Source organism: Chromobacterium sp. FG89 (genome assembly GCF_057808735.1).
This window is the reverse complement of the sequence record NZ_JBMDIQ010000028.1, coordinates 53,529-64,526: the sequence shown is the minus strand read 5'-3', so window position 1 is coordinate 64,526 and position 10,998 is coordinate 53,529. Positions and strand designations below refer to the sequence as shown.

Sequence of the window (10,998 nt, the reverse complement as noted above, 5' to 3'; positions counted from 1 at the left end):
CCGACCAGGTGATGGTGATGAACAAGGGCGAGGTGGTGGAGCAGGCGGACGCGGATCAGATCTACCGCGAGCCGCGGCAAAGCTATACCCGCAAGCTGTTGGAGTCCATCCCGCAGGGCTGGGTGGGCATGGCGCCGGCCTAAGCGCTGACGGCCATTCGCACAAAACCGCCGGGAAACCGGCGGTTTTTTCATGCTTTGGCGGCAGGAACTGAAAAAAAAACGCGTCGCGGCGGGAATAAAGCGCGCCGTCCGTCCGTATACCCCGTACTGAACGCCGAATGGTCGGCGGTTTCGTCAAGATGGAGCGCCGCGGCGCGCAGGCCTTGAGATGAGGGCCGGCAGTGGCCGCGTGTTCTACAACGGGAGGAGTCTGCGATGAAAGCATGGATGGCGGTGGCGCTGACGGCGCTGAGCATGGGCGCGTTGGCCGGGGAGGCGGCGTCGCGGCGCGACGGCGCGTTGGTGGACGCGCAAGGCATGACGCTGTACGTCTTCGACAAGGATGCGGCCGGCAGCGGCCGCAGCGCGTGCAATCAGGCTTGCGCTGCGCTGTGGCCGCCCTTGCTGGCGGCGGCCGAGGACAGCGCGCCGGAGGGTTTCAGCCGAATCCGCCGCGACGACGGCCAGACGCAGTGGGCGTATCAAGGCAAGCCCTTGTACCGTTTCGCCAAAGACGGCAAGCCGGGCGAGCGCGCCGGCGACGGCTTCAAGGAGGTATGGCATGTGGCGCGTTAAAGCGAGGGCGGCGCTGCTGTTGGCGGCGTTGTCGACACCCTTGGCCTGGGCGCAGGAGCCGGCGGCTTTCGATCCGCAGATCCGCAACAACACCCTGGCGGTCAATCCGGCGGAAACGCTGGCCCTGGCCGGCAACAGTTCCCGCGGCACGCTGCTGGCCTATGACTTGCGCGCCGGCAAGCTGCTGCGCGAACTGCCGGGCTTTGTCACGCCGCGCAATATCGTGTTTTCCCCGGACGGGGAACGCTTCTACGTCTCCGACAGCAGCAAGGGCGTGGTGGAGCGCTGGCACGCGGGCAGCTGGACGCGGGAAGCCAGCCTGGCGATAGGGCCGGGGGCGTTCGGCACCGCGCTGAACCGGGACGGCAGCCGGCTATACGTCAATAATCAGGCCGCCGGCAGCCTGACCGTGGTGAACCTGCCGCAATGGAAGGTGGAAAAAGTGCTGACCGGTTTCGCCCAGCCGCGCCAGGGCATCAAGGTATCGCCGGACGGCGGCACCGTGTTCGTCACGAACTTCCTGGGCGACAAGATCACCCTGGTGGACGCGGCCAAGCTGGAGACCCGCGCCGAGGTGGGCGGTTTCGACAAGCTGCGCGCCATCTCCGTCAGCGGCGACGGCCGCAGCGTGTTCGCCGCCAATAGCGGCGCGGATACGCTGTCATGGGTGGATGTGCCCAGCCGGACCGTGATCAAGACGGTGAAAGTGGGGCAGGAGCCTTACGGCGCGGCCTTGCGGCCGGACGGGCGCTTCCTGTATTCCGGCAACCTCAAGAGCCACTCGCTGACCGTGGTGTCCTTGCCGGCGTTCGAAGCGGTGGGGGAAATCACCGGCTTCAGCGGGCCGCGTCAGGCCATCAGCTTCAGCCGGGACAGCGGCAAGGCCTGGGTGTTGAACGAAGATCTGGGCATTGCGGAGGTGGATTTGACGCGTAAGGCCATTGTCCGGGTGCTGGCCCCCGCCGCTGGATGAGCGAGGCCGCCCAACAGCGCTTCCACCGTCTGCTGGTGGATTGCATTCCGCGCCTGAGGCGTTATGCCCGCGCCCTGGTGTTCGATCAGGGCGCGGCGGACGATCTGGTGCAGGACACGCTGGAGCAAGCCTGGCGCAAGTGGCGGCAATGGCGGGAAGACCGCGACTTGCGCCCCTGGCTGTTCGGCATCATGCACCGGCAGCATATCGATGACTTTCGCCGTTACGGCGCCAGGCGGCAGCCGCTGTCGGAGGATATGGCCGAGCTGACGGTGGACGCGCCGCAGGAGCGCGGCCTGGCGCTGCGCGAACTGGCGGCCAATCTGGCCCGGCTGCCGGAGGAGCAGCGCGCCGTGTTGCTGCTGCTGGCGCTGGAGGGCATGAGCTATCAGCAGATTGCGGCGACCTTGGATATTCCGCTGGGCACGGTGATGTCGCGGCTGAGCCGGGGGCGCGAACGCTTGCGCGGTTTGATGGAGGCGGGCGCCGCGCCGGCCGCCGGAGGAGGAGTTTGATGGAAACGGTCACGGAACAGGAATTGCAGGCTTATCTGGACGACGCCTTGCCGCTGGAGCGGCGCGCGGCGGTGGAAGCCTATCTGGACAACCACCCGGAGGCGCGGGAACGGCTGCGGGCTTACCGCCGCTTGCAGGAGGATATCGGCGCCTTGTTCGAGCCGGCCTTGCGAGAGCCCGTCCCGCCGCGCCTGCTGGCCGCCGCGCTGCCGCCGCCGGCGCCGTTGCGGCGAGGGTGGCGGGTGCCGTGGTGGCAGGGCGCGGCTGCGTCCGTGCTGATGTTGGCCCTGGGCGGCGGCGGCGGCTGGTTGCTGCGCGGTCAGCTGCAAGCGCCGGCTGCGCAGTGGGTGGCGGCGGCGGACGGCCAGGAGCCTTTGCCGCGCTTGGCGGCGATGGCGCATGTGGTGTACAGCCCGGACGTGAAGCGGCCGGTGGAAATCGACGCCGAGCATCAGGACCAGTTGGTGGCCTGGCTGTCCAAACGGCTGCAAAGCCGGGTCAAGCCGCCGCTGTTGAGCGCGCAAGGCTATGAGTTGATCGGCGGCCGGCTGTTGCCGGGCGAACAAGGGCCGGTGGCCCAATTCATGTACCACAACGCCGCTGGTCAGCGCATGACCTTGTACGTGGCCACCACCGCCGCGCCTCGGCGGGACGCCGGCTTCCGCTTCGCCAGCCAGGGGCCGGTGAACGTGTTTTATTGGTGGGACGGCCGCTTCGCCTACGCCTTGTCGGCCGGCCTGTCGCGGGATGAGCTGGGGCGGTTGGCGGAGGCGGCGCACGGCCAGTTGCGGACCTCCTGAGCCGCGGGCAAAAAAAACGCCGCCGGTTGGCCCCGGCGGCGTTGTCTTTTGACGGCTGGCCTCAGTTTCAGGCCGCGTCGTTCACCCAGCGGATGGCCTGGGTCGGCGCCACCTTGCTCTCGGTCACGATCTGCAGGGCCAGGCCGCCGCAGGAGGTTTCACGGTACTTGGCGTCCATGTCCTTGCCGGTTTCGTACATGGCGGCGATCACCTTGTCCAGCGACACCTTGGGGCTGCTGACGCGGTGCATGGCCATGCGCGCGGCGTTGATGGCCTTGACCGCGGCGATGGCGTTGCGCTCGATGCAGGGAATCTGCACCTGGCCGCCCACCGGGTCGCAAGTCAGGCCCAGGTTGTGCTCCATGGCGATTTCCGCCGCCATGCACACCTGGGACGGGCTGCCGCCCATCAACTCGGTCAGGCCGGCCGCGGCCATGGAACAAGCCACGCCCACCTCGCCCTGACAGCCCACCTCGGCGCCGGAGATCGACGCGTTCAGCTTGAACAGGCAACCAATGGCGCCGGAAGACAGGAAGAAGCGCAGGCAGCTGTCCTCGTCCAGCGGCTGGATGAAGTGGTTGTAGTAGGCCAGCACCGCCGGCACGATGCCGCAGGCGCCGTTGGTGGGCGCGGTGACCACGCGGCCGCCGGCCGCGTTTTCTTCCGACATCGCCATCGCGTACATATTGACCCAATCCATCACGCTCATCGGGTCCTTGGCCACTTGCAAGGAGCTGGTCAGCATCCGGTGCAGGGCCGGCGCGCGGCGCGGAATCCGCATCGGGCCGGGCAGATTGCCCTCGGTGCGCATGCCGCGGTCAATGCTGGTCTTCATCACATCCCACACTTTGGCGAAATGCTGCTGAACGTCCTTGACCTCATGGAAGGCTTTTTCGTTTTCCATCACCAGCGCGGAAATGGACAGGCCGGTTTCCTCGCACATATCCATCATCTGCTGCGCGCTGAGGAAGTGATAAGGCACCGGGGTGTCGCTGCAGGAGCTTTGATTGAAATGCTCCTCGTCCACGATGAAGCCGCCGCCGATCGAATAATACGTCTTGGTCAGCACGCACTCGTCGCCGACAAAGGCGTGGATCTGCATGCCGTTTTCGTGCATCGGCAGGTTGGCGGTGTGGAAATCCATGTCAAAGCCCACGCGCTGATGCGTGCGGCCCAGCGTTAGCTGGCGGGTTTTTTCCACATCGGCGATCAGGGCCGGCGTCTGTTCCGGGTCCACGGTGTCCGGCAGATTGCCGGCCAGGCCCAGGATGATGGCGTGGTCGGTGCAATGCCCCTTGCCGGTCAGGGCCAGCGAGCCGTAGCAGTCGACGTGAACATGGGTGACTTGGTTGAAACGGCCGGTTTCCTTGAGCGAGCCCAGGAACTGGTGGCCGGCCTTCATCGGACCGACGGTGTGGGAACTGGAGGGGCCGACGCCGATTTTGTAGATATCAGTCATGCTGAACATGATTGCTTACCTCTTGGCTTGATACTTTGGCTTGATGCTGAGGAGCCCGGCCGGCCGTGACCGGCCGGGCTGTCAGAGAAGGGCGATCAGGCGAACAGATCGTAGAAGATGGCGGAGATGGCGATCAGGCCGATCAGAACCACGAAGATGTTGCTGGCGGCGCCGGAGTATTTCTTCATGGCCGGTACTTTGGCGATGGCGTACATCGGCATCAGGAACAGCAGCATCGCGATCACCGGGCCGCCCAGGGTTTCGATCATGCCCAGGATGCTGGGGTTGAAGGTGGCCACGGCCCAGGTGGTGATGATCATGAACACGGCGGTGAAGCGGTCCAGTTTGGCGGTCTCGATGGATTTGCCGCTCTGGCGCAGTTGCTTGATGATCAGGCCGTTGAAGCCTTCTTTGGCGCCCAGGTAGTGACCCAGGAAGGATTTGCTGATGGCGACGATGGCGATCAGCGGAGCCACCCATTCAATCACCGGGTTGCGGAAGTGGTTGGCGAGGTAGGACAGGATGGAAATGTTCTGCGCCTTGGCGGCGGCCAGGTCGGCCGGGGACAGGCTGAACACGCAGCTGAACACGAAGAACATCACCGACAGCACCATCATGATGTGAGCGCGGATCAGCACGCGGCCGGCGGCCGGTTCAGCGGCGTCGCCATGCAGCTTCTGCTGGTCAACCGAGAAGGACGAAATGATGGGCGAGTGGTTGAAGGAGAACACCATGACCGGGATGGCCAGCCACAGCGTTTTGTAGAACGCGCCGTGGGACAGGGCGTCGCCCAGGCTGCCGGCTTGCTGGATGGCCGAGCTGTTCCATTCCGGAACCAGGTACAGCGCCAGCAGCATCAGGCAGGCGACAAAGGGGTAAACCAGCACGCTCATGGCCTTGACGATCATCTTCTCGCCCAGGCGCACGATGGCCATCAGACCCAGGATCAGGATCAGCGACAGAATGGCGCGCGGCGGAGCGGACACGCCCAGCTGGTTGACCATGAAGGATTGCACGGTGTTGGTGATGGCCACGCTATACACCAACAGAATGGGGTAGATGGCGAAGAAGTAGAGCAGGGTGATCAGCTTGCCCGCGCCCACGCCAAAGTGCTCTTCCACCACCTCGGTGATGTCGGCGCCCGGCTTGGAGCTGGACAGTACGAAACGGGTGAGGCCGCGGTGAGCGAAGAAAGTCAGCGGCAGGGCCAGCAGCGCCATGACGATCAGCGGCCACAGACCGCCAATGCCTGCGTTGATGGGCAGGAACAAGGTGCCGGCGCCAATGGCGGTGCCGTACAGACCCAACATCCAGACGGTATCTTGCTTGGTCCAGGAGGACGAAGCGCCTGATTTGGGCAGGGGGGTGGAAACGGCTTGAGACATGATATTGGCCTTCATTAAAGACAAAATGGGGTAATCGTTCTGGCGTGCCGCCCGGCGGCGCGCCGTTTTCATCTCTTGCTAGACTTTTGGTCAGTAGCTGGAACCGCTGATTAGTGATTCACGGCTTCATTGATGTGCATGGTATAGGCAGTTGTACTGCGAGGGTTACACCTTTCAGAACATCAGTTGATTCTAATCAACTTTATTTTGAAGCAAAACGAACATCCGAACAATTGCTATTTGCTGTAGATGTCTTATCAATATCATGACGATTGATTTGTTTTGGTTTAAAAAGCCACAAAATATCTATGTTTATTGAAAAAATGGCTAGAAAGCGCGCATTTTTTGAGAATCTTCCAATTTTCGGATTGCTTTGTTTTCTTGTTGCTTTGCTGATTGTTGCTGAGTGAAATCGAGCGCTTGCTTGAAAAAGCGCATCGACTTTGCGCAATAGTTCGAGGCAGTTGTAGCGGGAAGGAACACGCCAATGGCATGCTTGCCGCTGGCGCGGCGGCACGGGTGCTTGGCTGCGGCGAGTGGTTTGCCCATCCGGTTTTTGCTGGGTAACTTGATGAATAAAATGAATTAATTCTGTTTTGACGTCTGGGGGCGGGGATGGGGGAGAGGCGCTGGGCGCCGCCGCTTGCGTCAAGACATGTGCTATATCAGCAGAGCCGAGAGCGGGCGGTGGAGTATCATAATATGAAATCTGAGCAGCCAAATGGTTTTCGAAAACGAACAAAAATATTTCAAAACGAACATTATTTGGTTGGTTTCCAACATGCCGCTAGCGTTCAAACGATCGTTTTTCTATTATCCATATGATTTATATGGTGTTTTTTCTTGTTTATTATCGCGCTTGCCATCCGCCTAAGTGCCTGCTCAAAGTCTCTCGAGCAAGCACCAGGCAAGGCCTTGCCGCCGAAGAAGCGGAATACGCAAGGGGCGCATGGGCGCTCTGAAGCCGGTTTCAAGGCCTCGCTCTGACCATCCCGCTGACGCGCGGCAGGCGGTGAACCGCCTCTTAAGAGCGGCAAACACGCTCAAGTTTTACGGCTGAGGCAAGGCGCGCCAACGCCGGCGCTACGGGAATCGCTCAAGTCGGCGCACGCGGCATCAGGGTTGCTTGGCCGCGCTAGCGGTTCAAGACCGCTCGATTAGGGGCAGGGCCAGGCGCGGCGGTCTCAAGGGCGGAATGCGCCAGGGACGCATGCGCATCCTCAAGCCGCGATTGCTGCGCCGCGTCCCGCCAGGCGCAGCGGCTCTTGAATGGCTAGGCAAGAGGCTGTATCAACGTCTCGCGAGCCGGAGCGAGTCAGGGCGGAAACCGCTGAGAAAGCGGGATGCGCGCGCGGTGCGTCAGCATTTCGAAGCGGCGCTCGCCGCGCCGTGTCTTGTAAAGCGCGGCAGGCTTTGAACCGGATCTAAGGAGAGCCGGCGGCTGAGCCGCGGCGGGGACGGCAAATCCATTGCCGGGTATGTTGTAAAAAGAAAGGCTTGAGCGAAAGCGGGCCAAGGAAAGGCTTGCGTTTGATAGTTATCAAACAACAATGATGCAATACGAACATAAAATTTTCGTGAATCAACAATCAGGGCAAGCGCAGACGCGGGAACCAATCAAGGATGACAGCCAACCAAGCCAATGCCGGAAGCAGGCCGGGCCGGGCAAAATCCGGCAAAACCTGAAAACGGCATCAGCAGTTGATAGGCATTGCATCAAGATGGACCCGCGGCTGGCGGCGTTGCCCAAGCTCGCGAAATGAAAAACATGAATCACGCCTCCACACTCGCCTACGTCGCGGCAGAAGCCGCCGCCAAACAGACCGTGCTGCGTCAGCACCCCGGCCGCTATCTATTGAGCGCCGGCATGGCCGGCGCGCTGATCGCCGTGGTGCTCAGCGTCAGCCTCAAGCTGGGCCAGGTCTTCTTCGCCGTCGGCTCCCCCGGCTACTACATCGCCGTGGCCGGCTTCTTCGGCGTGGCCCTGGTCAGCATCATCGTCTGCAAGCTGGAGCTGTTCACCAGCAATGTGATGTACTTCAGCGTGGGCGTGCTCAGCGGCGACTGCCGCGTCTGCAACCTGCTGCGCAGCTGGACCATGGTCTACCTGGGCAATCTGCTGGGCGTGTTGCTGTTTACCGCCGTGTTCGCCGGCGCCGGCGGCATGGGCAGCCTGCCGGCCGACCACCTGCTGTTCAATGTGGCCGCGCACAAAGTGCACGCCGGCGGCTGGGAAATCTTCTGGAAGGGTGCGCTGTGCAACTGGGTGATCTGTCTGGCGGTATGGGTGCCGCTGCGCATGGCCGGCGACGCCGCCAAGATGCTGATGATCCTGCTGCTGGTCTTCGTGTTCTTCTTCTCCGGCTTTGAGCACAGCATCGCCAATATGGCCTTCTTCTCGCTGGCCCTGCTGCACGGCATGCAAGGCCTGGACGCCGCCGCCATCCTGCACAATATGATTCCGGCCACCCTGGGCAATATCGCCGGCGGAGCGCTGGGCGTGGGCCTGGTGGTTTATCTGCTGGAGCGCCACACCCTGCCGGCGCGGCGCGAAGCCGCAAAACCGGCCGCGGCGGCGCTTGGAACGAGTGTTTGATGTTCGTTTTCGAATGTAATGCGCCGGCTACAATGACGTCGTGTTGATGTGGTTTTTCAGGATATTGAAAATAAAGAGTTTTTTGAGGGATTTTGCCGCCGTCCTGGGCGGGGCCGCACGCGCGTTTTAGTCTGCGGCAGTTGATCTTTATCAAACGATTTTTTTCGAAACCGAATGTACAATATGTTCAGTACTCAACATTTACTGATAGTTACTAGGAGGCACACATGGATGCTCTGAATCGTGACGCGACTCAAGCCAACCCCTGGCGCGATTTCACCGGCGGTGAATGGCAAAGCAAGGTGGATGTCCGCAACTTCATCCAGCTGAACTACAAGCCGTTTGAAGGCGACGCCAGCTTCCTGGCGCCCGCTACCGCGCGCACCCAAAAGCTGTGGGACACCCTGAGCGAGTTGCTGAAAGAAGAACGCGCCCGTGGCGTGCTGGATGTAGCCGCTGACCGCGGCAGCTCCATCACCGCGCATGACGCCGGCTACATCGACCAAGCCAGCGAAGTCATCGTCGGCCTGCAAACCGATGCGCCGCTCAAGCGCGCCATCATGCCCAACGGCGGCCTGCGCATGGTTGAGAACGGCCTGGAAGCCTTCGGCTTCAAGCTGGACCCGGTCATCAAGGACGTGTGGACCCACTATCGCAAGAGCCACAACCAGGGCGTGTTCGACACCTACACCCCGGACATCATGGCCGCGCGTAAATCCGGCGTGATCACCGGCCTGCCGGACGCCTACGGCCGCGGCCGCATCATCGGCGACTACCGCCGCGTGGCCCTGTACGGCACCGACTTCCTGCGCGCCGAACGCCAAAAAGTATTCCATGAGCTGGACGACGCCGTTTTCAACGAAGACGTGCTGCGTCTGCGCGAAGAACTGTCCGAACAATTCCGCGCGCTGGACGAACTGAAGCAGATGGCCGCCAAATACGGCTTCGACATCAGCCGCCCGGCCGTCAACGCCCGCGAAGCGGTGCAGTGGACCTACTTCGCCTACCTGGCCGCCGTGAAAGAACAAAACGGCGCCGCCATGTCCTTCGGCCGCGTCGCCACCTTCCTGGACGTCTACATCGAGCGCGATCTGGCCTCCGGCGCGCTGACTGAAGAACAAGCCCAGGAAATGATCGACGACCTGGTGATCAAGCTGCGCATCGTGCGCTTCCTGCGCACCCCGGAATACGATCAACTGTTCTCCGGCGACCCGACCTGGGTGACCGAATCCATCGGCGGCATGGGCGAAGATGGCCGCACCCTGGTGAGCAAGAGCAGCTTCCGCTTCCTCAACACCCTGTACAACCTGGGCCCGGCGCCGGAACCCAACCTGACCGTGTTGTGGTCCACCCAGCTGCCGCGCGGCTTCAAAGACTTCTGCGCCAAAGTGTCCATCGACACCAGCTCCATCCAGTACGAAAACGACGACCTGATGCGTCCGCACTGGGGCGACGACTACGGCATCGCCTGCTGCGTGTCCGCGATGCGCATCGGCAAGCAAATGCAGTTCTTCGGCGCCCGCGCCAACCTGGCCAAAGCCATGCTCTACGCCATCAACGGCGGCGTGGATGAAAAATCCGGCGTGCAAGTGGCCAAGGGCTTCGAGCCGATCAAGAGCGACGTGCTGACCTACGACGAACTGATGCCCAAGTTCGACCTGCTGATGGACTGGCTGGCCGCCACTTACGTCAAGGCGCTGAACTGCATCCACTACATGCACGACAAGTACGCCTACGAACGCATCGAAATGGCGCTGCACGACCGCGACATCCTGCGCACCATGGCTTGCGGCATCGCCGGCCTGTCCGTGGCCGCCGACTCCCTGTCCGCCATCAAGCACGCCAAAGTGCACATCATCCGCAATGAAGCGGGCCTGGCGGTGGACTACAAGATCGAAGGCGACTACCCGGCTTACGGCAACAACGACGACCGCGCCGACAGCATCGCGGTATGGCTGACCGAAACCTTCATGGACAAGATCAAGGCCCAGCCGCACTTCTACCGCAACGCGATGCCGACTCAGTCCGTGCTCACCATCACCTCCAACGTGGTGTACGGCAAGAAAACCGGCAACACCCCGTGCGGACGCCGCGCCGGCGAACCGTTCGCCCCGGGCGCCAACCCGATGAACGGCCGCGACGTGAAAGGCTTTGTCGCCGCGGGCGCATCGGTAGCCAAGCTGCCGTATGAAGCCGCGCTGGACGGCATCAGCTGGACCGCCTCCGCCACCCCGGACGCATTGGGCCATAGCGAAGAAGAACGCGTAGCCAACCTGGCCAACTGCCTGGACGGCTTCTCCGACGCCGGCGGTTTCCACGTCAACGTCAACGTGTTCAAGCGCGAAACCCTGATGGACGCGATGGAACACCCGGAGCTGTACCCGCAACTGACCATCCGCGTGTCCGGCTATGCGGTGAACTTCGTCAAGCTGACGCGCGAGCAACAGCTGGACGTGATCAACCGCACCTTCCACGGCAGCATGTAAGTCCAACGCCGCTGGCCACCGCGACGGCCAGCCGGCACAGCGCCAAG

The 10,998-nt window shown here is 62.5% G+C and carries 10 protein-coding genes; 7 read left to right on the top strand and 3 right to left on the bottom strand.

The window, feature by feature from the left end; all coding sequences use genetic code 11:
• Positions 1 to 377 precede the first annotated feature (377 nt).
• Genes ACODRW_RS21310 through ACODRW_RS21295 form a run of 4 tightly spaced genes read left to right on the top strand, consistent with a single transcriptional unit; the run spans position 378 to position 3,025 of the window.
• Positions 378 to 737 (top strand): COG4315 family predicted lipoprotein, encoded by a 360-nt coding sequence (locus ACODRW_RS21310; protein ID WP_166453132.1) that lies wholly within the window; start codon positions 378 to 380, stop codon positions 735 to 737.
• Positions 724 to 1,710, top strand: coding sequence for a YncE family protein (locus tag ACODRW_RS21305; RefSeq protein ID WP_107800121.1), 987 nt, complete (start codon positions 724 to 726; stop codon positions 1,708 to 1,710). Before ACODRW_RS21310 ends, ACODRW_RS21305 begins: the two co-directional genes overlap by 14 nt.
• Positions 1,707 to 2,225, top strand: coding sequence for an RNA polymerase sigma factor (locus ACODRW_RS21300; RefSeq protein WP_488906645.1), 519 nt, complete (start codon positions 1,707 to 1,709; stop codon positions 2,223 to 2,225). The genes ACODRW_RS21305 and ACODRW_RS21300 overlap by 4 nt, the downstream gene beginning before the upstream one ends.
• Positions 2,225 to 3,025 carry an anti-sigma factor family protein gene (locus tag ACODRW_RS21295; RefSeq protein WP_227107760.1) on the top strand — a complete coding sequence of 267 codons (801 nt, stop codon included), beginning with the start codon at positions 2,225 to 2,227 and terminating at the stop codon, positions 3,023 to 3,025. Before ACODRW_RS21300 ends, ACODRW_RS21295 begins: the two co-directional genes overlap by 1 nt.
• A 67-nt stretch (positions 3,026 to 3,092) precedes the next feature.
• Here the strand turns inward: ACODRW_RS21295 and ACODRW_RS21290 are convergent, their stop codons facing one another.
• The 3 genes from ACODRW_RS21290 to ACODRW_RS21280 all read right to left on the bottom strand — a co-directional run bounded on the left by ACODRW_RS21290 (position 3,093) and on the right by ACODRW_RS21280 (position 6,590).
• Entirely contained in the window at positions 3,093 to 4,493 is a 1,401-nt protein-coding gene (locus ACODRW_RS21290; protein WP_107800124.1) for an L-serine ammonia-lyase, read from the bottom strand.
• 86 nt (positions 4,494 to 4,579) lie between these two features.
• The gene (locus ACODRW_RS21285; protein ID WP_107801908.1) at positions 4,580 to 5,869 is read right to left on the bottom strand and encodes an HAAAP family serine/threonine permease; all 1,290 of its coding nucleotides are present in this window, start codon (positions 5,867 to 5,869) and stop codon (positions 4,580 to 4,582) included.
• Between the two features lie 202 nt (positions 5,870 to 6,071).
• A complete protein-coding gene (locus tag ACODRW_RS21280; protein ID WP_488906644.1) occupies positions 6,072 to 6,590 on the bottom strand; it encodes a hypothetical protein in 519 nt (172 codons plus the stop codon).
• Between the two features lie 829 nt (positions 6,591 to 7,419).
• Between ACODRW_RS21280 and ACODRW_RS21275 the strand changes: the two genes are divergently transcribed.
• From ACODRW_RS21275 to pflB, 3 genes are all read left to right on the top strand, one after another.
• Positions 7,420 to 7,632 (top strand): hypothetical protein, encoded by a 213-nt coding sequence (locus ACODRW_RS21275; protein WP_107800125.1) that lies wholly within the window; start codon positions 7,420 to 7,422, stop codon positions 7,630 to 7,632.
• A gap of 5 nt (positions 7,633 to 7,637) precedes the next feature.
• Positions 7,638 to 8,465, top strand: a complete 828-nt coding sequence (locus ACODRW_RS21270) for a formate/nitrite transporter family protein (RefSeq protein WP_158274312.1) — start codon at positions 7,638 to 7,640, stop codon at positions 8,463 to 8,465.
• Positions 8,466 to 8,692: 227 nt separating this feature from the next.
• Positions 8,693 to 10,951 (top strand): formate C-acetyltransferase, encoded by a 2,259-nt coding sequence (gene pflB / locus ACODRW_RS21265; RefSeq protein ID WP_107800127.1) that lies wholly within the window; start codon positions 8,693 to 8,695, stop codon positions 10,949 to 10,951.
• Positions 10,952 to 10,998 lie beyond the last annotated feature (47 nt).

Coding starts and splice junctions, on each gene's coding strand:
- ACODRW_RS21310 (WP_166453132.1), top strand. CDS start 378: ATGAAAGCATGGATGGCGGTGGCGCTGACGGCGCTGAGCATGGGCGCG.
- ACODRW_RS21305 (WP_107800121.1), top strand. CDS start 724: ATGTGGCGCGTTAAAGCGAGGGCGGCGCTGCTGTTGGCGGCGTTGTCG.
- ACODRW_RS21300 (WP_488906645.1), top strand. CDS start 1,707: ATGAGCGAGGCCGCCCAACAGCGCTTCCACCGTCTGCTGGTGGATTGC.
- ACODRW_RS21295 (WP_227107760.1), top strand. CDS start 2,225: ATGGAAACGGTCACGGAACAGGAATTGCAGGCTTATCTGGACGACGCC.
- ACODRW_RS21290 (WP_107800124.1), bottom strand. CDS start 4,493: ATGTTCAGCATGACTGATATCTACAAAATCGGCGTCGGCCCCTCCAGT.
- ACODRW_RS21285 (WP_107801908.1), bottom strand. CDS start 5,869: ATGTCTCAAGCCGTTTCCACCCCCCTGCCCAAATCAGGCGCTTCGTCC.
- ACODRW_RS21275 (WP_107800125.1), top strand. CDS start 7,420: ATGATGCAATACGAACATAAAATTTTCGTGAATCAACAATCAGGGCAA.
- ACODRW_RS21270 (WP_158274312.1), top strand. CDS start 7,638: ATGAATCACGCCTCCACACTCGCCTACGTCGCGGCAGAAGCCGCCGCC.
- pflB (WP_107800127.1), top strand. CDS start 8,693: ATGGATGCTCTGAATCGTGACGCGACTCAAGCCAACCCCTGGCGCGAT.